This window comes from Acuticoccus sp. I52.16.1, assembly GCF_022865125.1.
In the GTDB taxonomy this organism is placed as follows: Bacteria; Pseudomonadota; Alphaproteobacteria; order Rhizobiales; family Amorphaceae; genus Acuticoccus.
On sequence record NZ_CP094828.1, the window covers coordinates 2706974 to 2729777 of the forward strand.

Annotated in this window: 24 protein-coding genes; 20 read left to right on the forward strand and 4 right to left on the reverse strand. The window is 70.5% G+C overall.

Going from position 1 to position 22804, the window contains the following annotated elements; all coding sequences use genetic code 11:
* Positions 1-2 precede the first annotated feature (2 nt).
* The 3 genes from cysT to MRB58_RS12265 all read left to right on the forward strand — a co-directional run bounded on the left by cysT (position 3) and on the right by MRB58_RS12265 (position 2914).
* On the forward strand, positions 3-872 hold the full coding sequence (gene cysT / locus MRB58_RS12255; protein ID WP_244777314.1) for a sulfate ABC transporter permease subunit CysT: 870 nt from the start codon (positions 3-5) through the stop codon (positions 870-872).
* Complete coding sequence (cysW, locus tag MRB58_RS12260) at positions 862-1740, forward strand: sulfate ABC transporter permease subunit CysW (RefSeq protein ID WP_244777316.1); 879 nt, start codon at positions 862-864, stop codon at positions 1738-1740. The genes cysT and cysW overlap by 11 nt, the downstream gene beginning before the upstream one ends.
* Positions 1741-1834: 94 nt before the next feature.
* Positions 1835-2914, forward strand: coding sequence for a sulfate/molybdate ABC transporter ATP-binding protein (locus MRB58_RS12265; RefSeq protein ID WP_244777318.1), 1080 nt, complete (start codon positions 1835-1837; stop codon positions 2912-2914).
* 15 nt (positions 2915-2929) lie between these two features.
* Here the strand turns inward: MRB58_RS12265 and hpxZ are convergent, their stop codons facing one another.
* From hpxZ to MRB58_RS12285, 4 genes are all read right to left on the reverse strand, one after another.
* Positions 2930-3313, reverse strand: a complete 384-nt coding sequence (gene hpxZ, locus MRB58_RS12270) for an oxalurate catabolism protein HpxZ (protein ID WP_244777320.1) — start codon at positions 3311-3313, stop codon at positions 2930-2932.
* An 11-nt stretch (positions 3314-3324) separates the two neighbouring features.
* On the reverse strand, positions 3325-4728 hold the full coding sequence (locus MRB58_RS12275; protein ID WP_244777322.1) for an AtzE family amidohydrolase: 1404 nt from the start codon (positions 4726-4728) through the stop codon (positions 3325-3327).
* On the reverse strand, positions 4725-4910 hold the full coding sequence (locus MRB58_RS12280; RefSeq protein ID WP_244777324.1) for a DUF4089 domain-containing protein: 186 nt from the start codon (positions 4908-4910) through the stop codon (positions 4725-4727). The genes MRB58_RS12275 and MRB58_RS12280 overlap by 4 nt, the downstream gene beginning before the upstream one ends.
* A gap of 74 nt (positions 4911-4984) precedes the next feature.
* Positions 4985-6211 carry a CaiB/BaiF CoA-transferase family protein gene (locus MRB58_RS12285; protein WP_244777326.1) on the reverse strand — a complete coding sequence of 409 codons (1227 nt, stop codon included), beginning with the start codon at positions 6209-6211 and terminating at the stop codon, positions 4985-4987.
* Positions 6212-6508: 297 nt separating this feature from the next.
* Between MRB58_RS12285 and MRB58_RS12290 the strand changes: the two genes are divergently transcribed.
* The 17 genes from MRB58_RS12290 (at position 6509) to MRB58_RS12370 (ending at position 22483) form a co-directional block, all read left to right on the forward strand.
* Entirely contained in the window at positions 6509-7726 is a 1218-nt protein-coding gene (locus tag MRB58_RS12290) for an ABC transporter substrate-binding protein (RefSeq protein ID WP_244777328.1), read from the forward strand.
* Positions 7727-7786: 60 nt separating this feature from the next.
* Positions 7787-8536: an SDR family NAD(P)-dependent oxidoreductase gene (locus MRB58_RS12295; protein ID WP_244777330.1), complete on the forward strand. Its 750-nt coding sequence runs from the start codon at positions 7787-7789 to the stop codon at positions 8534-8536.
* A 5-nt stretch (positions 8537-8541) separates the two neighbouring features.
* Complete coding sequence (locus MRB58_RS12300; protein WP_244777331.1) at positions 8542-9456, forward strand: NAD(P)-dependent oxidoreductase; 915 nt, start codon at positions 8542-8544, stop codon at positions 9454-9456.
* Entirely contained in the window at positions 9453-10355 is a 903-nt protein-coding gene (locus MRB58_RS12305; RefSeq protein ID WP_244777333.1) for a branched-chain amino acid ABC transporter permease, read from the forward strand. Before MRB58_RS12300 ends, MRB58_RS12305 begins: the two co-directional genes overlap by 4 nt.
* A complete protein-coding gene (locus MRB58_RS12310; RefSeq protein WP_244777335.1) occupies positions 10348-11337 on the forward strand; it encodes a branched-chain amino acid ABC transporter permease in 990 nt (329 codons plus the stop codon). Before MRB58_RS12305 ends, MRB58_RS12310 begins: the two co-directional genes overlap by 8 nt.
* Positions 11334-12110, forward strand: coding sequence for an ABC transporter ATP-binding protein (locus MRB58_RS12315; protein WP_244777337.1), 777 nt, complete (start codon positions 11334-11336; stop codon positions 12108-12110). Before MRB58_RS12310 ends, MRB58_RS12315 begins: the two co-directional genes overlap by 4 nt.
* Positions 12103-12837, forward strand: coding sequence for an ABC transporter ATP-binding protein (locus MRB58_RS12320; protein WP_244777339.1), 735 nt, complete (start codon positions 12103-12105; stop codon positions 12835-12837). Before MRB58_RS12315 ends, MRB58_RS12320 begins: the two co-directional genes overlap by 8 nt.
* Complete coding sequence (locus MRB58_RS12325) at positions 12834-13664, forward strand: N-acyl homoserine lactonase family protein (RefSeq protein ID WP_244777341.1); 831 nt, start codon at positions 12834-12836, stop codon at positions 13662-13664. Before MRB58_RS12320 ends, MRB58_RS12325 begins: the two co-directional genes overlap by 4 nt.
* A 63-nt stretch (positions 13665-13727) precedes the next feature.
* Entirely contained in the window at positions 13728-14363 is a 636-nt protein-coding gene (locus MRB58_RS12330) for a GntR family transcriptional regulator (protein ID WP_244777343.1), read from the forward strand.
* 59 nt (positions 14364-14422) lie between these two features.
* On the forward strand, positions 14423-15001 hold the full coding sequence (locus tag MRB58_RS12335) for a cysteine hydrolase (protein WP_244777346.1): 579 nt from the start codon (positions 14423-14425) through the stop codon (positions 14999-15001).
* Between the two features lie 274 nt (positions 15002-15275).
* Complete coding sequence (locus MRB58_RS12340; RefSeq protein WP_244777348.1) at positions 15276-16496, forward strand: MaoC family dehydratase N-terminal domain-containing protein; 1221 nt, start codon at positions 15276-15278, stop codon at positions 16494-16496.
* Positions 16497-16510: 14 nt separating this feature from the next.
* The gene (locus MRB58_RS12345; RefSeq protein WP_244777349.1) at positions 16511-17683 is read left to right on the forward strand and encodes a CaiB/BaiF CoA-transferase family protein; all 1173 of its coding nucleotides are present in this window, start codon (positions 16511-16513) and stop codon (positions 17681-17683) included.
* Positions 17680-18870 carry a CaiB/BaiF CoA-transferase family protein gene (locus MRB58_RS12350; protein ID WP_244777351.1) on the forward strand — a complete coding sequence of 397 codons (1191 nt, stop codon included), beginning with the start codon at positions 17680-17682 and terminating at the stop codon, positions 18868-18870. Before MRB58_RS12345 ends, MRB58_RS12350 begins: the two co-directional genes overlap by 4 nt.
* Positions 18871-18885: 15 nt before the next feature.
* Positions 18886-19746, forward strand: coding sequence for a MaoC family dehydratase N-terminal domain-containing protein (locus MRB58_RS12355; RefSeq protein ID WP_244777353.1), 861 nt, complete (start codon positions 18886-18888; stop codon positions 19744-19746).
* A 58-nt stretch (positions 19747-19804) separates the two neighbouring features.
* Positions 19805-20197 carry a DUF2946 family protein gene (locus tag MRB58_RS12360; RefSeq protein WP_244777355.1) on the forward strand — a complete coding sequence of 131 codons (393 nt, stop codon included), beginning with the start codon at positions 19805-19807 and terminating at the stop codon, positions 20195-20197.
* Positions 20198-20276: 79 nt separating this feature from the next.
* The gene (locus MRB58_RS12365; RefSeq protein WP_244777357.1) at positions 20277-21314 is read left to right on the forward strand and encodes a DUF1775 domain-containing protein; all 1038 of its coding nucleotides are present in this window, start codon (positions 20277-20279) and stop codon (positions 21312-21314) included.
* Between the two features lie 200 nt (positions 21315-21514).
* Positions 21515-22483, forward strand: a complete 969-nt coding sequence (locus tag MRB58_RS12370; RefSeq protein WP_244777358.1) for a UDP-glucuronic acid decarboxylase family protein — start codon at positions 21515-21517, stop codon at positions 22481-22483.
* Positions 22484-22804: the final 321 nt, after the last annotated feature.

Genomic DNA, 22804 nt, shown 5'->3' on the forward strand with positions numbered 1-22804 from the left:
CCATGGAACTCGCCGCCACCGCATCCGCCGCCGCGCCTTTGCGGTGGCGGTTCCGCAGGCCGAGCGTGATCCCGGGCTTCGGCCTCACGTTCGGCTACACGTTGGCCTATCTCGGCCTCGTCGTCCTCATCCCGCTGTCGGCTCTCGTCGTCCACGCGGCCGGGCTGGGGTGGACGGAGTTCGCCGCCCTCGCCATGGACCGGCGCACGCTCGACGCGCTGCGTCTCTCCTTCGGCACCGCAATGGTCGCGGCGCTGATCAACGTCGTCTTCGGCGTCCTCGTCGCCTGGGTGCTGGTGCGCTACCGCTTCCCCGGCCGGCGCGTCGTCGACGCGATGGTGGACCTTCCCTTCGCGCTCCCGACCGCCGTCGCCGGCATCGCGCTGACGGCGATCTACGCGCCCACCGGTTGGGTCGGCGCGCCGCTCGCCGCGCTGGGGCTCAAGGTCGCCTATACGCCGCTGGGCATCGTGGTCGCGCTCGTCTTCGTCGGCCTGCCGTTCGTGGTGCGCACGGTGCAGCCGATGATCGCCGAGATCGACCGCGAAGTGGAGGAGGCGGCCGCCTCGCTCGGCGCCGGCCGGCGCGACACGGTGCGGCGCGTCGTCCTGCCGGCGCTGACACCGGCGATCCTCACCGGCTTCGCGCTGGCGCTGGCGCGTGGCGTCGGCGAGTACGGCTCGGTGATCTTCATCGCCGGCAACCTGCCTTACGTGTCGGAGATCGCACCGCTCCTGATCGTCATCCGCCTGGAGGAGTTCAACGTCCCGGCGGCGACGGCTCTGGCGACGATGATGCTCGCGATCGCCTTCGCGATGCTCTTCGCCATCAACCTCATTCAAGCCTGGAGCCGTGCGCGCTATGGCCAGTGACACGCTCGCCCTCGGGCGCCCGCGCCCTCTCGCCGCCCCCTCGGCGGTGACGGAGGGGGCGGCCACGCGCGGCGTCTTCATCGCCGTGGCGCTCGCCTTCCTCGGCCTCTTCCTGTTCCTGCCGCTCGTCGCGGTGTTCACCGAGGCACTGCGCCAGGGCATCGGCGCCTACCTCGCGGCACTCGTCGAGCCGGACGCGATCTCCGCCATCCGTTTGACGCTCACCGTCGCCGCCATCGCCGTGCCGCTCAATTGCGTCTTCGGCGTCGCGGCGGCCTGGGCGATCGCCAAGTTCGAGTTCCGCGGCAAGGCCTTCCTGATCACGCTGATCGACCTGCCGTTCTCCGTCTCGCCGGTGATCGCGGGGTTGGTCTTCGTGCTCCTCTTCGGCTCCGGCAGCGTGCTGGGCCCGGTCCTGAAGAGCCACGGCGTCGAGGTGCTGTTCGCGGTGCCCGGCATCGTGCTGGCGACGCTCTTCGTCACCTTCCCGTTCGTCGCGCGCGAGCTGATCCCGCTGATGCAGGACCAGGGCACCGGCGACGAGGAGGCGGCCCTCTCGCTCGGCGCCTCGGGCTGGCAGACGTTTCGCTACGTCACGCTCCCCAACGCCAAATGGGGCCTGCTCTACGGCGTGCTCCTGTGCAATGCGCGGGCGATGGGCGAGTTCGGGGCGGTGTCGGTCGTATCCGGTCACATCCGCGGCCTCACCAACACGATGCCGCTGCACGTCGAAATCCTCTACAACGAGTACAACTTCGTCGCCGCCTTCGCGGTGGCCTCGCTGCTGGCGTTGCTGGCGCTCGTGACGCTGGTTCTCAAGACCGTGCTCGAGCCGCGCGCCACCCATTCCCCGCAGCCCGCCCCATGAGCGCGCGCGAGAGACGAGGTCGCGCCGAGAGCGCGTGTGTCTTCCATGTCCATCCGGTGCGCCGCGTGCGACCGGCCAGGGGAGAGATCGCCCGATGAGCCTGAGCATCCGTGCCGTGTCGAAAGCGTTCGACCGCTATCCTGCCCTGCATGACGCCTCGCTGGAGATCGCCGGCGGCGAGCTCGTCGCCCTCGTCGGCCCGTCGGGCTCGGGCAAGACGACGCTGCTGCGTCTCATCGCGGGGCTCGAGTTTCCCACCACCGGCGAGATCCTGTTCGACGGGGAGGATGCGGCGATGCGCTCCGTGCGCGACCGCAAGGTGGGCTTCGTGTTCCAGCACTATGCCCTCTTCCGCCACATGAGCGTGATCGACAACGTGCGCTTCGGCCTGAAGGTGCGCCCGCGCGGCAATCGACCCAGCGAGGCCGAGCAGCGGCGCCGCGCCGAGGATCTCCTCGACCTCGTCCAGCTCACCGGGCTCGGCGGGCGCTATCCGGCGCAGCTCTCCGGCGGGCAGCGGCAGCGCGTGGCGCTGGCCCGGGCCATGGCGATCGAGCCCAAGGTGCTGCTGCTCGACGAGCCGTTCGGCGCGCTCGACGCCAAGGTGCGCAAGGAGCTGCGCCGCTGGCTGCGCGAAATCCACGAGCAGACCGGCCACACCACCGTCTTCGTCACCCACGACCAGGAGGAGGCGCTGGAGCTGGCCGACCGCGTGGTGGTGATGAGCCGCGGCCGGATCGAGCAGGTGGGCACGCCGGACGAGATCTACGACCGCCCGGCCACCGCCTTCGTGCACGGCTTCATCGGCGAGGCGTCGGCGCTGCCGGTGGCGCTGTGCCGCGGCGAGGTGTTCTTCGCCGATCGGCCGATAGGCCTGACCGCACCGGGCGACGGCGCCGCGGAACTCTACTTCCGCCCCCACGCGGTAGACCTGTTGCGGGACGCCCGCGAGGCGATTACCGGCGTCGTGCGCGGCAGCCGGCGGATCGCGGGGCTGCGGCGGCTGGAGCTGGAGGTCGACGGCGCGGTGCGGCGCGTCGAGATCGACGTGCCGGCGCATCACCCCGCCGAGGTGGGACGGTCGATCGCCTTCCGGCCCGTGGTGTGCCGCATCTACGGTGCGGGCGGGCCGATCGAGGGGCGATCGGCGCCGCGGCTCCTGGCCAACGCGTAGGGCAGGCGCGCCGGCCTACGCGGCCGGCGCGTCGATCTGGCTAACGTGGGCGGCGACCACCTGCCAGCCCTCGGGGAAGCGCACCCAGGTCTGGCTCTGGCGTCCGATGCGGCCGGGAGTGCGGTGGAACAGCGTCATGGCGGTCGCGAAGTCGGCGCCGAAGGTGGTGATGACGGTGCGCGACAGCGTGCGGTCGAGGCCGGCCGGCGAACGCCCGGCGCGGAACGCCTTGATCTCGTCGAAGCCGTAGAGGTTTTCGCCGCCGCCGTAGCGGATCGTATAGTCGGCCCCGCGGAAGAGGGCGTCGAGGCTGTCGACGTCGTTGGTGACGAGCGCCTCCTCGTAGCGCGCGAACGCGGCCGTGACTTCGGCGAGGACGTCGGGTCGGTTGATTTCCATGGTCGTCTCCATCAGGCGGCTCGTGCCGCGGGCGCGGCGCACACGCCCTCGTCCTCCAGCCGCTTGGCGGCGGCGAGAGCCAGGTCCTCGCGCCAGGCGGGGGCGATGAGTTGCACCCCGGCCGGCAGTTCGCCCGGCACCTGCACCGGGACATTCACCACCGGCAGTCCCACGAACGAGATCGGCTGGGTGTAGATGCCGATATTGGGCCGCAACAGCACCTCCTCGCCGCCGATCATGGTGGTGGTGGCGCCCAGGGCCGGGGCGCGCATCGGTGTCGTCGGCGCGACGAGCACGTCCACCTCGGCGAAGAGGGCGCGCATGGTGGCGCGGAAGGCGAGGCGCGCGCGCTGGGCGCGGACGTAGTGGATGCCCGGAATCAGCGTGCCGGCGAGCAGGCGGTCGCGGGTCGCCGGGTCGAAGTCGTCCGGCCGCGTGCGCAGGTTGCCGAGGTGCAGCGCCGCCCCCTCGACGTTGGAAATGATGTAGGCGGCCGAGCGGGCGGCCTCGATGCCCTGGGCGGTCAGTTCCTCGCCGGCGCCGAGCGCCTGGGCGACGCGGTCGGCGGCGGCGTCGGTCGCCGGGTCGCCCTGGCCGCGGAACCAGCCGCCGAGGCGTGCCACGCGCAGCGCCCGCCGCGCGCCGTTGACGCCGACCATGCCGCTGACGGCCGGCGCGTCGCGCGTGCAGGCCGGGTCGCCGGCGTCGTAGCCTTGCATCGCGTCGAAGGCGAGGGCGAGATCGGTCACGCACCGCGCCATGGGGCCGAGATGGTCGAGGCTGTCGACGAACGGGAAGGTGCCGGTGCGCGGCAGGCGGCCATAGGTCGGCTTCATTCCGAAGATGCCGCAGAAGGCGGAGGGAACGCGGATCGACCCGTTGGTGTCCGACCCCAACGCCAGCGGCACCAGCCCGCCGGCCACCGCCGCGCCGGAGCCTCCGGAGGAGCCGCCCGTCATCCGCGTGGTGTCGTGCGGGTTGCGCGAGGGGCCGTCGTGCGCGTTCTCGCCGGTGAAGTCGTAGGCGTATTCGCCCATGTTGAGGGCGCCGGCGGTCAGCGCGCCGGCCGCGGCGAGGCGGCTCACCACCACCGCGTCCGCCGTCGCGGGCGCCGCGTCGCGTTGGATCCGGGATCCCGCCAGCGTCACCACGCCGTTGAGGTCGTAGAGGTTCTTGACCGCGAAGGGGACGCCGGCGAGGCGGCCCACCGGGACCCCGGCGCGCACCTTGGCGTCGACCGCATCCGCCTCGGCGAGGAGGCGTTCGGCGGTGACGTGGGTGAAGGCGCCGAGCGCGTCGTTGCCGGCGGCGATACGGGCGAGCGCCGCCTCGGCGACCTCGCGCGCCGAGACGCGGGCGCCGGCGACGGCGGCGGCGATCCCGGCCGCGGTGGCGAGTTCGGGGGCGTGCGTCATGGCCGGAAGGTCGGCGCGGCTTCGTTGCCCACGGGGCCGATGCGCTCGGCCACGGCGAGGCTCGTCGCAAGGTGCATCGCGACGCCCGCGCGCTGTCGGGGCGTGATCGTCAGCCCGGCGAGGAGCGGGGCCGCGTCGATCGCGGGATCGGGCGAGGGAGGGGCGTCGGAAGTCTCGGGCACTTGGCATTCCATCGTGGTCTGGAGACCGGATGGAGGCAAGCACCGCGCCATGCAAGAGGCAAATGGTGCCGGGCCTACTCCGCCGCGCGCGCCGGCTTGGCCCAGACTTCGGCGTCGGGGTCGTGCACATGGGCGGCGCCGCCGGCGATGAAGGCGTCGATCTCCGCCGCCGCGTAGCCGAGACCGGCGAGGAGGGGGCGGGTGTGTTCGCCCAGCAGCGGCGGCGGCAGGTTCGGCTCGGCTTCGCCGGTTGCGGCCGGCAGCGGCAGGTCGGGCGAGGCGAAGGCATAGCCGGCGAAGTCGAACTCGGCGTACTTCCTGGGCTCGCGCGCCTGGGGGACGGTCAGCACGCGGTCGGCCGACAGGACCTCGGTGTAGCCGGCGCCCGCGTCGGCGAGACGGGCGGCGAGCGCGTCGAAGGGGAGGGCTTCCACCGCCGCGCGCACCGTCGCCTCGACCGTGTCGCGCTGGCGGCGGCGCTGGCGCAGCGTCGCCAGGTCGGGATCCTCGGCGAGGCCGGCGGCGCGGCAAAAGCGGCGCCAGTGCTCGTCGGTCAGCATCACGAGATAGATCCAGCGCTGGTCGGCGGTCCGGTAGGCGCCGTAGCCGGGCATGGCGAATTCCGCCGACGGTTCCTGCTCGGGCCGGCCGAGGAGCTGCGACTTCAGCTGCACGGCGACGAGATCGCGCGCGGCGACATGCAGTCCGGTCTCGTAGAGGCCGAGATCGAGGTTGCGGCGTTCGGGCTGGTCGTCGCCGGCCAGCAGCGCGCCCAGGATGGCGATCACCGCGTACGAGCCGGCGAACTGGTCGTGATAGGAGGGGCCGAGACGCGAGGGGCGGCCGTCCACCCGGTTGGCGTACATGACGCCGGTGGCGGCCTCGGCGATGGGATTGGAGGCCGGCTCGTCCGCCAGCGGCCCCTCACCGTAGCCCTTGATATGGCAGTAGACGAGGGCTGAGTTGAGGGCCGCGCACCGCTGGTAGGTGACATCGAGGCGCCGCGCCGCGCCCGGCGAGAGATTGTGCAGGACGATGTCGGCCCCGGCGATGAGGCGGTCGAGGATCGCCTGCCCGTCGTCGCCGCGCAGGTCCAGGCAGATGCTCTTCTTGCCGCGGCTGTAGGCGATGTAGGTGCCGCTGGGGCCGCCGCGGACGAGCTTGCGCGTGGTGTCCCCGGCCGGCGGCTCGATCTTGATGACGGTGGCGCCGAGCTGGCTGAGGATATGCGCGGCGAAGGGGGCGGCGATCATGCTGCCGAGTTCGAGCACGGTTTTGCCGGCGAGGATCCCAGGCACCATCTCGTCATCCTTTGGTCGATCGATTTCCCGAATAAAATGCACAATCCATTGTCTCGCGCAATGCGAGACTCGCACCGCATCACGGCGCAGGCCTTGGGGTGCGATGCCAAATATCACGGCAATATGCTGATTTATGGCCGTGTTTTGCGATGCTAGGGTGTGGCGCGTGGTGCGCGGCCATCGCCGCGGCGACGTGACCGAGAGTCCCAAAACAAAAATAGGATGCACAATCTTGTTGACGGGAGCCGCGTCCTGCTCATACCGTCAGGGAAATAAAACATAAATGGGAGGTGACCGGTGCTACACCGTACAATGCGCACATCCTGGCTGCCCGCCGCCGCAGTCGCGCTGCTCTGCAGTGCCGGTGTCGGTCCGGCCTTTGCCCAGGATCCCGGAATCGACACCGAAAACAAGACCGTGACCGTGGGTGCCTTCACCCCGATCACCGGGCCGGTGCCGTTCTACGCCATCCTGACCCACGCCGCTGATGCATTCTACCGCAACCTCAACGAGAACGGCGGCATCGACGGCTGGACCGTGAAATACGTCACCAAGGACGACGGCTACGAGCCGGCCCGCTCCGTCGCCGCGACGCGGCAGATGGTGGAGGACGAGGGGATCTTCGCTCTCTCCGCCGCGGTCGGCACCGCCACCAACGTCGCCGTGATCCCCTACGCCAAGGAGGTCGGCCTGCCGATGGTGAGCCCGATCGGCGGCGCCAGCGCGTTCTTCACTGAGGCCAACATCTTCCCGCTGCTGCCGGATTACGGCTGGTCCGCCGCCTCCAACGCCGACTTCGCGGTCAAGGACCTCGGCCTTCAGAAGGTCGCCCTCCTGTGGGAGAACGACGAACTCGGCCGCTCCGCCAAGCGCGGGTTCGACGCCTACATGGCCGATGCCGGCATCGAGCCCGCCGAGTCGGTCTCGTTCGACGTGAAGACCACCAATTTCTCACCGCAGATCCGCCGCATCGCCAACTCCGGCGCCGAGGCGGTCGTCCTCTTCGGCTCCAACGCCAACCTCGCCGCGGCGCTCAAGGCGGCGGACCTGCAGGGCCTCGACGTGAAGTGGTTCGCCCCCTTCTTCGCCGCCGACCCGTCCACCTTCAAGCTCGCCGGCGACCTCCTCGACGGCGTCTACTTCTCGTCCTGGCTGCTGCCGCTGTCGTCCGAGGACGACAACATCGCCGCCTACCGCGAGGCGATCGGCGAGTACTATCCGGACGATCCGGTGGGTGTCTTCGGCCTCAACGGCTGGAGCAACGCGGCCCTCTTCGCCGAAGGCTTCCGGGCGCTGCTCGCCAGCGGCGAGGAGCTGACGCGTGAGAACCTCATCGCCGCGCTCGAGACGCTGGACGGGGCCACCGTCGGCGGTGCGCAGGGCATCTCGTTCGAGCCCGGCGACCACCGCGGCACGCGCCAGGAAGGCGTGATCCAGGCGCAGGACGGCGAGTTCGTCCTCGTGAAGGACTTCCGGCCCTACCCGGCCGTGGTCTTCGACGCCCCCGCGAACTGATCCCGCGATCCGGCGCCTCGCACCCCGCGAGGCGCCACACTTTTCTATTCGGAGAGCACAATGACGCTCCAACCCCTCAGCGGGCCGCCCCGGCTCGAAGGACAGGTCGCGCTCGTGACGGGCGCGGCCGGTGGCATCGGCAAGGCGACCGCCCTCCTCCTCGCAGAGGCGGGTGCCACCGTGATCGCGACCGACATCGCCGACGCCGTCGCCTTCGACCGGCCCGGCATCGACTACCGGCGCTACGACGTCACCTCCATCCCGCAGACGGACGCCCTCGTCGCCGCCGTCCAGGCCGATCACGGCAGGATCGACATCCTGATCCTGTGTGCCGGCACCATCTCGCACCGCCCGCTCGCCGAAAGCTCCGACGAGGAGTGGCAGGCGATGCTCGACGTCAACCTCATGGGCGTCGTCCACCCGGTGCGGGCGATCTTCCCGCTGATGAGCGAGGCCGGCTACGGCAAGATCGTCGCGCTCGGCTCGATCGCCGCCAAGATCGGCGGTGTGGCCTCGGGGCCGGCCTACGTCGCCGCCAAGTCGGCGGTGCACGGGCTGATGAAGTGGGTCGCCAAGGCGGGCGCGGCCAAGGGCGTCTACGCCTCGGTGATCGCGCCGGGGCCGGTGGAGACGCCGATGTGGCAGACGGTGACGCAGCGCGCCGCCCCCTCCGCCAACGGCAACGTGCCGCTCGGCCGCTACGGCCAGCCGGAAGACATCGCCCAGGCGATCCTCTTCCTCTGTTCGCCGCAATCGAATTGGATCACCGGCACCGTTCTGGATGTGAACGGCGGCATGTTGATGGATTGATCATTATGAGCGCGCACCCCACCATCGGATTCGTCGGCCTCGGCGTCATGGGCGGCCCCATGTGCCGCAACGTCGCGACCAAGCACCCCGGCGACGTCCTCGCCTTCGACCTGTCGGCCGACGCCGTCGCCGCCCTCGCCGACACCGAGACCGAGGCGATGCCCTCCGTCGAGGCCCTCGCCGCCCGGGCGGACATCGTCCTGCTGTCGCTCCCGGGCGGGCCGCAGGTGGAGGCAGTCGCGCTCGGCCCCGTCAAGGCGAACGCCAAGCCGGGCAGCACGGTGGTCGACCTTTCGACGACCCCGGTCGCGGCCGCGCGCACGGTAGGGGAGGGGCTGGCCGCGGCCGGCATCGCCTTCGCCGACGCGCCGGTCGCCCGCACTCGCGAGGCGGCGCAGAAGGGCGCGCTCTCCATCATGGTCGGCGCCGCACCGGACGTCTTCGCCCGGATCGAGCCGGTGCTCGCCTACATGGCGACCGACATCACCCACGGCGGCGACGTCGGAGCCGGGCAGGTGCTCAAGCTCGTCAACAACATGCTCCTGTTCGAGAACGTCGTCGCGATCGCCGAGATGATGGTGCTCGCCGAGCGCGCCGGCGTCTCCGGCGAGGTGGTGCTGGAGGCCGTCTCCAAGGGCTCCGGCGACAGCTTCGCGCTGCGCAATCACGCCCGCAAGGCGATGCTCCCGCGCGACTTTCCGGAGAAGTCGTTCCCGCCCGAATACGTACTGAAGGACATCGGCTACGTCTTCGAGCTGGCACAGGAGACCGGCGTGCCGATCCGCGCGGCCGAGACGGTGCGCAAGTACTACGAGGCGGCGGTCGCGGCGGGGCTCGGCGGGCGCTATTTCCCCGGCGTCATCCGCCTCGTCGAGGACGGCACCTTCGCCGACGCGCCGACGACGGAGCCGGCGACATGACCGCCTTCTTCGACAGCCTCGCCTACGACCTCTTTCCGCTGGTCTGGTCGGGCATCGTCACCGGCTGCCTCTATGCGCTCGGCGCGCTGGGGCTGGTGATGATCTTCAAGTGCTCGCGGGTGGTGAACTTCAGCCACGGCAACGTCGCCGGGTTCGCCGCCTTCCTCGTCTACGGCTTCTCGTCCGGCGCGCTCCTGTCGCTCTCGTGGGGGGCGGCGGTGCTGTTCGCGGCGGTCTGCGTGGTGGTGATCGCCTTCCTCACCTACGCCGTCATCTCCCCGCTCATCCAGGGGTCGGATCTCACCGCCACCATCGCCACGCTCGGCGTCGGCCTCATCGTCCAGGGCGCGACGCTGCTCCTCTTCGGGGCCGATATCGTCAGCCTCGACCTGCCGGTCCCGCGGTTCGCGACCTCGGTGCTGGGCCTGCGCATCACCGGCTACGATCTCACCGTGCTCTCGGTCGCGGTGGTGACGATCGGCGCGCTCTTCATCGTCATCGACTTCACCAAGCTCGGCATCGCCTTCCGGGCGATCTCGGCCAACCCCTTCGCGGCCGAGGTGTGCGGGTTGAACCTCGCGCGGGTCCACGTGTTCGCCTGGGTCGTGGCGGCGGCGCTCGGCGTGGTGGGGGCGCTCCTCATCGTGCCGACGACCTTCCTCAGCGCGACCACCGTCGCCGCCTTCATGCTGCAAGCGTTCGCCGCGGCGGTGGTCGGCGGCTTCGCGAGCCTCCCCGGCAGCCTCATCGGCGGTATCCTGATCGGGATCCTCATGAACCTCTTCACCTTCTACGTCTCGCCCGAGTACTCGAGCACCTTCCTGCTCGTCGTCATCCTCGTGGCGCTGAACGCCTTCCCCAACGGGATCCTGGCGCCGGTGCGAGGCACGCGTGTCTGACGCGCTCGCCCCCGCGCCCGCGCCCGCCCGCGGCCCGGTCGCGATGCCTCTCGGGGCGCTGCTGTCACGGGCGGGGACGGTGCTCGTGGTCCTCGTGCTGGCGGCGCTGCCGCTCGTGCTGCAGGGGTCGTGGACCTATGCGCTCGGCATCACCTTCGCCAACGCGCTGGCGGTGCTCTCGGTCTCGGTGCTGGTGCGCTACGGCGGCGAAGTCTCGATCGGGCACGGCTTCTTCGCCGCGGTCGGCGCCTACACGGTCGCCATCATGGAGCAGCGGCTCGGGGTGTCGCTCCTCGTCTCGCTGCCGGTCGGCGTCGCGCTCGGCGTCGTCAGCGGGATCGCCTTCGCCTGGCCCTCGCGTAACATCTCCGGCATCTACCTCGCGGTGTCGACGATGGCGCTGGCGCTCGCTTTGCCGGAGCTGATCAACAACACCGCCACCTGGACCGGCGGATACCAGGGGCTCTATGTCGCCGAGCCCGTGGTGCCGGCCGTGCCGATGTCGCTCCAGCGCTATTATGTGCCGCTGATCGCGCTCGTCGCGGTGGCCGCGGCGTTGACGCAGCTGCGCCGCTCGCGCCAGGGCATGGCGATGCTGCTCGCCCGCACCCATCCCGACGCGGCCGACGCCTTCGGCACCCGCCGGGTCTGGGCGCGTGTCGCGGTGATGGGGATCAGCTGCGGCGTCGCCGCCTTCGCCGGGGCGGTCCTCGCCTTCGCCAGCTCCACCGTGTCGCCGAGCGGCTTCACCCTGTGGACGTCGATCTTCCTCCTCGTCGGCTCGGTGGTGAGCGTCTACGGCCTCACCTTGCCGCGCGCGCTGATCGGCGGTGCCTTCCTGACGCTGATCCCGCAGTTCCTGTCGGCCAACGGGGCGTGGATCCCGGTGATGTACGGCGTGGCGCTGCTGGCGGTGATCCTCGCCGGCCACTTCGCCCCCCGCCTCGGTGCCCTGATGCGCCGCTCGGGAGGGGCGTCATGACCGCCGCCCCCCGTTCGCTCGTCGGCGAGAAGGTCGCGCTCGCCTTCGGTGGCATCAAGGTGTTGCAGGGGCTCGACGTCGAGTTCCGCGCCGGCGAGATCACCGGCCTCATCGGCCCCAACGGTGCGGGCAAGACGAGCCTCTTCAACTGCCTCACCGGCGCCTACCGGCCCAATTCCGGCACCATCCGCTACGCCGGCGATCCGCTCGACGGGCTCGCCCCGGCCGAGCGGGCGCAGAAGGGCGTGGTGCGCAGCTTCCAGACCGTGGCGCTCTGTCCCGACCTCTCGGTGGTCGAGAACGTCATGATGGGTCTGGCACGCAACTATCACGCCGGCTGGCTGTCGGCCTTCCTGCCGCTCGCCCGCGGCCGGGCCGAGCGGCGCGAGATGCAGCAGAAGTCCCTCGCCGCGCTGGCGGAGCTGGGCCTCGACGGGGTCGCGGACCAGATGCCCGGCGCGCTGCCCCCCGGCACGCAGCGCCTGGTCGAGATCGCCCGCGCCATCGTCGGCAAGCCGTCCGTGCTGCTCCTCGACGAGCCCGCCGCCGGGCTCAACACCTCCGAGACGCGGGACCTCACGCGGGCGCTGCGCCGCCTCGCCGCGCCGGACCTCGTGATGGTCGTCGTCGAGCACGACATGGACCTCGTGATGTCGATCTGCGACCGGATCTACGTCCTCAACTTCGGTTCCTTCGTCGCCTGCGGGCCGCCGGCGGCGATCCAAAAGGACCCGGACGTGCAACGCATCTACCTGGGGACCGACGATGAGTGAGCTTCTGGCCGTCGAGAATCTCTCGGTCTTCTACGGCGCCAACGCGCAGGCGGTCGAGGACGTCTCGTTCTCGGTCGCGCCGGGCACGGTCGTGGCCCTCTTGGGGGCCAACGGCGCGGGCAAATCGTCGATCATGAAGGCGGTCGCCGGCCTCATCCGCGGCCGCGGCGCGATGAGGTTCGACGGCGAGCGGATCGAGACACTCGCCGCGCGCCACCGGGTCGCGCGCGGTATCGTCTACGTGCCGGAGGGGCGGCAGATCGTCGGCGAGCTGACGGTTCGCGAGAACCTCGTGCTGGGCGGCTACGCGCTCGCCGGCCAGGAGCGTCGGCGGCGGCTCGACATGGTGCTCGGCCTCTTCCCCGAGATCGCGGACAAGGCCAACGGCGGCGCCTGGCGGCTGTCGGGCGGCGAGCAGCAGATGCTGGCGATCGGCCGGGGCCTCATGGCCGGGCCGCGGCTGCTCCTGCTCGACGAGCCGTCCCTCGGCCTCGCCCCGCTGCTGGTGCGGCGCGTGTTCGATCGGCTGGCCGCCATCCGCGACGAGGGCGACCTCGCCATCCTCCTGGTGGAGCAGAACCTCGCCATGACGATGCGCCTCGCGAGCGAGATCCACTTCCTGCGCGGCGGCCGGCTGATCGGCCACAAGCGCGCCGCCGACCTCGAGGACGAGGCGGCGCGCCAGCAGGCGGTCGACACCTACCTCGGCGCCGCGGCGGCGGAATGACGGACGACAGCGCGATGACCTACGAGATCCACGCCATCCGCTACGCGGTGAACGAGACCCGCACACGCGGGCAGAACTTCATCCTGGAGGCGCGCCCCGACGAGCCGCTGACGCTCGACTTCTACTCTTGGGTGCTGATCGGCGAGGACAGCGCGATCGTCGTCGACACCGGGATGAACCCCGACAAAGCCCGCCGCCACGGCCACACGATGCTGACGAGCCCGGTCGACGCGTTGCGCGCGCTCGGCGTCGATCCGGAGCGGGTGGAAACGGTGATCCTGACCCACGCCCATTACGACCACCTCGGCCACCTCGATGCCTTCCCGGCCGCGCACTTCCATATGCAGGCCGAGGAGATGGCCTTCGTCACCGGCCCCTTCATGGGCCGCCCCTGGTTCCGCCGGGCCTACGAGGTGGACGAGATCACCCGCCTCGTCGAGCTTCTGCACGCCGGCCGCCTGGCGTTGCACGGGCGCGAGGCCGAGATCGCCGACGGCGTCACGGTCCACTGGGTCGGCGGGCATGCGCAGGGGCAGGAGGTGGTGCGGGTGCGCACCGCGCGCGGCTTCGTCGTCCTCGCCTCCGACGCGCTGCATTATTACGAGGAGTACGAGCGCGGTGTGCCGTTCGCGGTGGTGGTCAGCTCGGCCGACATGATCGCCGGTCACGAGACCATCCGCGCCCTCGCCGACAGTGACGACCATGTGGTGCCGGCGCACGATCCGCTCGTGGTGACGCGCTACCCCGCCTCGCGGCCCGATCTCGACGGGACGGCCGTGCGGGTGGACCTCGCCCCGAAATGCACGACTGGGGGCGGCGCCAGATGACGGATTGCACGAAAGCCGCCGGTTCAGGCTATGACAGGCGTTCGGCAAGAGGAACACGAACGCATGATGCATCAAACCAAGGAGGAGCGGGTTGCGGACTATCTGCGCGAGGGGATCATCTCCGGGCGCCTTCCGCGCGGCTCGAAGCTGAAGCAGGCCGAGATCGCGGCGGCGATCGGCACCAGCATCACACCCGTTCGCGAGGCGATCAAGCTCCTGGAGGCGGAGGGCTTCGTCCACGCCTCCTCACACAAGGGCGCGATCGTCGCCGAGTTCGACATCAATGCGACCGAGGAGATCGTCGACCTGCGCGTGACGCTGGAGTGCAAGCTGGCGCTGCGGGCGCTGGACCGGCTCGACCAGCAGGCACTGACGGAGCTGACCGGCCTCCAGTCCGAGATCGAGGCGGCATCGGAGCGCGGCGACAAGGACGCGGTGCGCGGCATCAACTACCGCTTTCACGAGATCATCTACCTCGCCGCCGAGCTGCCGATGACCCTGCGTTTCGTGCGGACGCTCTGGGCGCGCTACCCGTTCGACCTCATCAACAAGGTGGAATCGCGCATCGGCCGGGCCTCGGACGAGCACCGCGAGATGCTGCGCGCGATCATCGCGCGCGACGAAGCGGCGATGATCGCCGCGCTGCGCACGCACATCCGCGCGGGCTGGGAGGAATTCAAGTCGAGCTACGCCCGTTAGGGCGGGCTGACGGCTCCTCCACGCGCCCCCGCGCCACTTTCACACGATTGGAGCCGTGAATGACGACGAACTCGATCCTGCTCGTCATGGACATGATGAACGACCTCGTCCACCCGGAGGGCGCCGGGGCGAAGACCTATGCCGTGCTGATGCAGGAGCGCGGCGTCTACGAGGCGACCAAGACCGCCATCGCGCGGGCACGCGCCGCGGGCATGCTGGTCGGCTACGTTCGCGTCGGCTTCTCGCCGGACTACCGCGAGTGCCCGCCCGAGTCGCCGGTCTTCTCCAAGGCGCGGGACAACGGGCTCTTCAAGCTCGGCACCTGGGGCACCGAGGTCTTCGCCGACTTCGCGCCGCAGGAGGGGGATCCCGATATCGTCAAGCACCGTGTCAGCCCGTTCTACGCGACCAAGCTGGAACCCCTTCTGCGCGCCAACGCGATCGACCGGCTGGTGCTGGCGGGTGTTTCCACCAACGGCGTCGTCTCGGCGGCCGTGCGCGAGGGGCATGACCGCGACTATGCCTGCGTGCTCCTGGAGGACTGCTGCGCCGGCGCGACGGCGGAGGAGCACGAGCACGCCATGTCCGGCCTGAAGCGCTACGCGACCGTCAGCACCGCCGCCGGCTTCGATATCTGACGGCCCCCAAAATGATGCATCGTATGGGCGCGCTGCCGAGCGCACCCATGGCCCTGCGACCGGGAAGTTCGCAGAAAGTCCGCTGAAATGAGAGAATGATGTGGGGAATATAGCGTCACGGCGGCATTGACGCCTCTTATAAAGAATGCATTCTATATCAAGACATCTGCGGCGCCGCACGAGCCTCCCGCGCTCGCCCGCCGAACCGGCGGACGCGCCTCGCGCGACACCGGACGACCCCATGACACGCCAACGCTCACCGGAGTGACCCGCCTTGACCACCCTCGACACCGTAGAGAAGCCCAAGCACGACGTCGGCGCCGCCCCCGCCGAAGGCAAGATCACCGACGAGGCCATCGCCAAGGCGCGTGACATGATCGGCCTGCAACTGCGCCCCGAAGGCCCTTATCTGCAGGACGCCACCACCGACACGCTGCGCAACTGGTGCAACGGCATCGGCGATCTCAACCCGCTCTATCGCGACCTCGAGTACGGGCGGCAGTCGCGCTACGGCACCCAGCTCGCCCACCCGATGTTCCCGATGGCGTTCGGCTGGATCGGCCGCACCCGCTGGGGCCTCCCCGGCGTCCACGGCTTCTACGCCGGCAACGACTGGGAGCTGTTCCGCCACATCCGCCCCGGCGACCGCATCAGCGCCATCGAGCGCGTGGTCGGCGTGGAGGAGAAGGAATCGAAGTTCTCCGGCCGGCTCGTCCTGCAATACGTCGAGGCGAGCTACACCAATCAGCGCGGCGAGCTGGTCGCCCGCGGCCTCGGCACCTGCACCCGCCACGAGCGCAAGGCCGCCCGCGACGCCGGCAAGTACAAGGACATCAAGACCCACGAATACACGCCGGACGAGTACGAGAAGATCGACGAGGCGATCATGCGCGAGGACGAGCGCATGCGCGGCGCCAACGTGCGCTACTTCGAGGACGTGCGCGAAGGCGAGGAGCTGGACCCGATCGTGCGCGGCCCGCTCTCGCTGATGGATACGATGGGCTTCCTCGTCGGCTGCGGCCGCGGCCACACCCACGGTGTCGTCTTCAAGGCGGCGATGAAGCATCCCGGCCACTTCTTCCGCAATCCGGAGGCCGGCGGCGGCATCGAGTACACCGGGATCGGCCATCACCGCGAGTCGACCGCCAAGGAGGTCGGCGTGCCGGGCGTCTACGACTATGGCCCGCAGCGCTCCTCGTGGATGGCCTCGCTCGTCACCAACTGGATGGGCGACGCCGCCTTCCTGAAGCGCGTGCGCACCGAGATGCGCCGGTTCAACACCATGGGCGATTGCACCTGGTGCAAGGGCAAGGTGACGAAGAAGTACGTCAAGGACGGCCACGCGCTGGTCGACCTCGAGATCTGGGGCGAGAACCAGCGGGGCGAGATCACCACGCCTGGCCTCGCGACCGTCGTCCTGCCGTCGCGCGACCCCAACATTCCGGTGCACTTCGACGGGGCGGACCTCGATCTCGAACTGCCCGTCGTGCGCTGAGGGACGGCGGAGCCATGTCGACCGACAAGCCCCTCACCGGCATCACCGTGGTCGAGCACGCGCGCAGTGTCGCCGCCGCGTACGCAGGCCGGCTTCTCGCCGCGATGGGCGCCGAGGTCGTCATGGTCGAGCCGCCCGAGGGTTCCGCGCTGCGGCGCGAGCCCCCCTTCCTCGACCACGAGGAGGGCGTCAGCGCCCTTTTCGCCTACCACGCGGTCGGCAAGCGCAGCGTCGTCCTCGACCTCGCGACCCCGGCCGGGCGGGGCGATCTCGCCACGCTGCTCGCCGCGGCCGACATCTTCATCGACGACACCCCGCTCGCCGAGCGTCCCGCGCTGGGTCTCGACGAACCCGCCGTCGCCGCCCACCATCCGGGCCTCGTCCACCTCTCGGTGCTCCCCTTCGGCGCCAGCGGGCCGAAGGCGGGCTGGGCTGGCGAGGAGATCAACCTCGTGCACGCGGGCGGGGAGGGTTTCCTCCTCCCCAACGGCCTTTCGGTCGACCTCTTCCCGGATCGGCCGCCGCTCAAGGTCGCCGGGTATTTCGCGCAGATGCAGGGCGGCGTGACCGCCGTCTTCACCGGCCTCGCGGCGCTGTGGGCCGGCGGCGGGCGCGGCGTCGACGTCTCGGTGCAGGACGCCAACGTGGCCATCGGCTGCTTCGCCGTCCAGCGCCTCGGCGACGGGTCGCTGGAGCATCGTCACGAGCGCAATTTCCGCTACGGCGGCGTGGTGGAGTGCGCCGACGGCTTCGTCGAGCTGTTGACGCTGGAGGAGCGGCAATGGTCCGCGCTGGTGGAGTTGATGGACCGCCCCGCCTGGGCCACCGCCCCGGGGATGGACGACCCGGCCCACCGCAGCGCCCGCGGCGCCGACATCAACGAGCGCATCCGCGCCTGGGCCCGTGCCCACCCGGTCGGCGCGCTGGTGGCGCGCGCCCAGCGGCTGGGCGTGCCGATGGCCCCCTACAACACCCCCGGCGACGTTCTCGCCGACCCGCACGAGGAGGCGCGCCGGCTCTTCGGCGACGTCGCGATCGACGGCGTCGGCACGCTCCCGATGCAGACCGCGCCGTTCCGCTTCGGTCCCGAGCCGCTCGCCCTGTCTAGCGGTCCGCCGCAGCTCGGCGCGGACCAGGCCCTGGTGGATCGGGCGAGGCCGCAAAGCGCCCGGAGGATCAGCGCATGAGACCGCTCGAAGGCATCCGCATCGCCGACTTCACGGTGCATGCGGCGGGCCCCTTCTCGACGCACATGCTGTCGCTGATGGGGGCGGAGTGCATCAAGATCGAGACCGCGCTGCGGCCGGACATCTTCCGCAAGCCGCACACGGTCTATGGCCGGGCCGGCGCGGCGACGTTCGACCAGGTCTCCGCCAACAAGCTCTCCATCCGGCTGAACCTGAAGAAGGCCGAGGGCGTCGACCTCGCCAAGCGGCTCGTCGCGGTGTCGGACGTCGCGGCCGAGAGCTTCCGCGCCGGGGTGATGCACCGACTCGGCCTCGGCTACGAGGCGCTGGCGGCAGTGAAGCCCGACATCGTCATGGTGTCGATCTCCTCCTCCGGCCAGAGCGGCCCGGACTCGCACTTCGCCGGCTACGCTCCGCTGTTCGGCGCCTGGGGCGGGCTCGGCACCATGACGGGCTATCCCGACGGCCCGCCCGTCGAGATGCGCCACGTGATGGACCATTCGGTCGGCATGAACGCGGCCGCCGCTACCGTCGCCGCATTGCACCAGCGTCGCCGCACCGGACGCGGCGCGCATGTCGACGTCGCCGCGCGAGAGGTCGCCTCGGCGGTGATCGGCGAGACGCTGCTGGCCGCCGCCGCCGGCATCGCCCCGGAGCGCATCGGCAACGACGACCACCGCCGCGCCCCGCACGGCCTTTTCGCGACCGCCACGCCCGACCGCTGGCTGAGCCTCTCGGTGGGGTGCGATGTGCAGTGGCAGGCGCTGCTGGGCGTGATGGGCCGGACGGACCTCGCCGCCCCGCACCTCGCCACCCAGGCGGACCGGCACGCCAACCGCGACGCCCTGAGCCGGATCGTCGCCGCCTGGTGCGCCGGCCAGGATCCCGACGACGCCGTTGCGCGCCTGCAGCGGGCCGGCGTCCCCGCGCACCTGTCGTTCACCGCGCGCGACGTCGCGCAGGACGCCCACATGCGCCACCGCGGGACGATCGTCGACGTCACCGAGGACGGTGGGGCGGTGCGGGCCGCCGTCGGCCGACCGGCCCGCGTGACCGGCTGCGACGCGCCCGCCTTAGACCGCGGCACCCCCAAGCTCGGCGAGCACGAGGCCTACGTCTTCGGCGACCTGCTCGGTCTCAGCGAAGCGGCGATCACGGCCCTCGTCGACCGCGAGATCATCCACTGACCGACGGATCCCACCATGCCTGACACGACCTTTGCGCCGAGCGAGGATCCGGTCGCCGCCATCGGCCGCACCGAGACCGGCCACGACCTGATCGCGGCCGACCGCGTCGCTGCGCTCGCCGCCACGCTCGACGTCGATCCGCCGGCGCGCGAGTTGCCGCCCGGCTGGCACTGGCTGTACTTCAACCCGTTCGTCCGCCGCGGTGCGCTGGGCCGCGACGGTCACCCCAGGCGCGGCGGCTTCCTGCCCGACGCCGGCTTGCCGCGGCGCATGTGGGCCGGCGGGCGGCTCACCTACCACGCGCCGCTCCCCATCGGCGTTCAGGCGACGCGTGAGAGCACCATCCGCGACGTGGCGACCAAGGACGGCCGCAGCGGGCGGCTCGTGTTCGTCACCGTCGCGCACCGCGTCCACCACGAGGGGACGCTGTGCATCGAGGAGGAGCAGGACATCGTCTACCGCGAGGCCCAGCCCCCCGCCGCGCCCGGCACCGCCGCGCCGCAGGGCAAGCCCGCGCCGGACGACGCGACGTGGTCCGAGGAGGTCGCGCCCGACCCCGTGCTCCTGTTCCGCTATTCGGCGTTGACCGCCAACGGGCACCGCATCCACTACGACCGGCCCTACGCGATGGGGGAGGAGGGGTATCCCGGCCTCGTCGTTCACGGACCGCTGACGGCGACACTGCTGCAGGGACTCGCCGCCCGCTGCCGTCCGCACGAGCGCCTCGCGACCTTCTCCTTCCGCGGTATGGCGCCGCTCTTCTGCGATGCGCCGTTCCATCTGGAAGCGCGGGACAATGACAGTGAACTCGCGCTCTGGGCACGCGGGCCGGGCGGCCTGCTCGCCATGCAGGCGGAGGCGACCTTCCGGGCCTGACCCTCTGGCGACGTTTTCGCCCGCGACAACGCCGTCGGCAGCCTCTATGGAGAGCGCGATGGCGAAGTCGATGGCATCCGGCGGCCCCTGGCGGGCATCGGTGCCGCAAGCGCTGCGGGCGCTGCGGTCGCCTCTCGTCGCGCTCTGCGCGTTGCTGCTGCTCGCCAACCACCTCGCCCCGGTGGCGAGCTTCGGTGCGGACCATCCGTCGACCGCCCTGTGCCACGGCGCGGCGCCCACCGGCAGCAGCGACGACGGCGGCGGCGCCGGCGACCGCACGCACTTCCAGAGTTGCTGCTTCACCGCCGCGATGGGCCTCGTGCCCGCGGCCGTCGTCGCGCCGACGCGCGGCGCGCCGTGTCCCCGCAGCAGCCTGCCGGGCCTCTCCGCTCCGCTTGTCGCCGCGAGCGCGCCCAGCCACAAGCGCATCCGCGCCCCGCCCCTGGCCTGAATGACGACCCGCAACGATGCATGCGCGGCGGTTCCGCCCGCGCATCGCATCCTCGCACGCTCAATTCAGGACAGATAACATGACCATGATGACCCGTCTTCTCGGTGGGGCGACGGCGGCGGCCGCGCTCTTGTCTATGCCGCTCGCGGCGTTCGCCCACGTCAGCCTCGAGGTGGGGGAGGCGCCCGCCAACTCGACTTACAAGGCCATCTTTCGCGTGCCGCACGGCTGCGACGGGCAGGCGACCCGAACCTTCACCGTCGTCCTGCCCGAGGGCTTCATCGACGCCAAGCCCATGCCGAAGGCCGGCTGGACCTTGGAGACCGTGAAGGCCCCCTTCGCCAAGACCTACACGCTGTGGGGCGACCAGGTCTCCGAGGGCGTCACCGAGGTCCGCTGGAGCGACGGCAGCCTGGACGATGGCCACTACGACGAGTTCGTCGTGCGCGGCCGTGTCACCGGCTTCGCGCCCGGCACGCAGCTGCCGTTCAAGGCGGTGCAGACCTGCGCCGACGGCGAGGTTGCCTGGACCGAGGTCGCAGCGCCCGGCGCCGACCCTCACGACCTCGCGCATCCCGCCCCGGTGCTGACGGTCGCCGCCGGCGCCAAGGCCGACCACGCCGGCCATGCCGGGCACGAAGCCCCCGGCGCCGTGCCGGCCGAGGCGACGGTGGGCGATCTCACCGTGGCCACCGCCTGGATGCGCCAGCCCCCGCCGGGCGCCAACGTCGCCGGCGCCTACGTGACCGTCACCAACGCGGGCGACAGCGCGGATCGCCTGATGGGCGGAACGGTCCCCTTCGCCGACCGCTTCGAGGTGCACGAGATGAAGATGGCGGACGGTGTGATGACGATGGCCGAGGTCGACGGGGGGCTGGAGATCCCCGCCGGGAGCACCGTCGCGCTGACGCCGGGTGGTTACCACATCATGCTGATGGGCCTCGGCGACGCGCCGAACAAGGGCGTCGCGGTCCCGCTCACACTGACCTTCGAGAAGGCCGGCACCATCGAGGTGATGATGACCGTCGCGCCGATGGGCGCCGCCGCGCCGACCCCCGCCGCAAATCACAGTGGCGCGAACCACGGCGGCGCGAGCCACAGCACACACAAAAACTGACGGTCCGGGCGCTCCGGCGCCCGCTGGCCGCGCGCCCATCGCCGGGCGCGCGGCCATTGCCCAAAGGCATCCGGTGCCGGTGCCACCGCCGGCACATTCGATCTACAGTCGTCTCCGCCCAAAGGTTCGTACTGGACGCCTCCGCGCAACCAGCGATAGAGCCATTCACACTCTTTGAACCAGGATACTGCTGGAACCCTATGGCCCGCCTCTACGAAAGCCGCAAACGCATCCTCGTCACCGGTGGAGCCGGGTTTCTCGGCTCCCACTTGATCGACAGGCTCATCGATCAGGGTCACGAGGTTCTGTGCGTCGACAATCTGTTCACCGGCACGAAGCGCAATATCGACCACCTGCACACGCACCCGCGCTTCGAGTTCATGCGCCACGACGTGACCTTCCCGCTCTACGTGGAGGTCGACGAGATCTACAACCTCGCCTGCCCGGCCTCGCCCGTGCACTACCAGCACGACCCGGTGCAGACGACGAAGACGTCGGTCCTCGGCGCCATCAACATGCTCGGCCTCGCCAAGCGCCTGAAGGCGAAGATCATGCAGGCCTCCACCTCGGAGGTGTACGGCGATCCGAGCATCCACCCGCAGGCGGAGAGCTACTGGGGCAACGTCAACCCGATCGGCCCCCGCTCGTGCTACGACGAAGGCAAGCGCTGCGCCGAGACGCTGTTCTTCGACTACCAGCGGCAGCACGGTGTCGAGATCAAGGTCGTGCGCATCTTCAATACCTACGGGCCGCGCATGCACCATGCGGACGGGCGCGTCGTCTCCAACTTCATCGTCCAGGCGCTGAAGGGCGAGCCGATCACCATCTACGGCGACGGTCGGCAGACCCGCTCGTTCTGCTTCGTGGACGATCTGATCGAGGGATTCCTGCGGCTGATGGAGACGGGGCCGGAGGTGACCGGGCCGGTCAACATCGGCAATCCGAACGAGTTCACGATCCGCGACCTCGCCGAGCAGACTCTCGCCAAGGTCGGCGGCTCCAGCGCGCTGATCAACGAGCCGCTGCCCAAGGACGATCCCAAGCAGCGCCAGCCGGACATCACCCAGGCCAAAGCGGTGCTCGGCTGGCAGCCGACGGTGGAGTTGAGCGAGGGCCTCGACCGCACGATCGGCTACTTCCGCGACGCGCTGCCGCGCCTCGAAGGCTGACGCGGCCCGACGGCGGCGCCGGCACCGACCGCCGTCGTCGCTTTCCGGTGACTTGGTGCGCGATAGCAACACTGCTGGACCGGCTCTAAAATCTTGCGCTCGGCGTGCGTTGATCTACCTTACAATAACTAAAAAGAATGCCGTCCGCGCCGCTCCTTTGATCGGTTTCCCGGAGTTTGCCCGTCCGGCAAAGGCGGTCGACTGCCACAGAAAGAGGGACGACTCCCCATTTACGGACGCGTGAGCTAATGTGGCCGGTTCACGATCCGTGTATTCGTGATTTCCAATTCATCAAAATCGCAATCGATCTGGAAGCGTTGT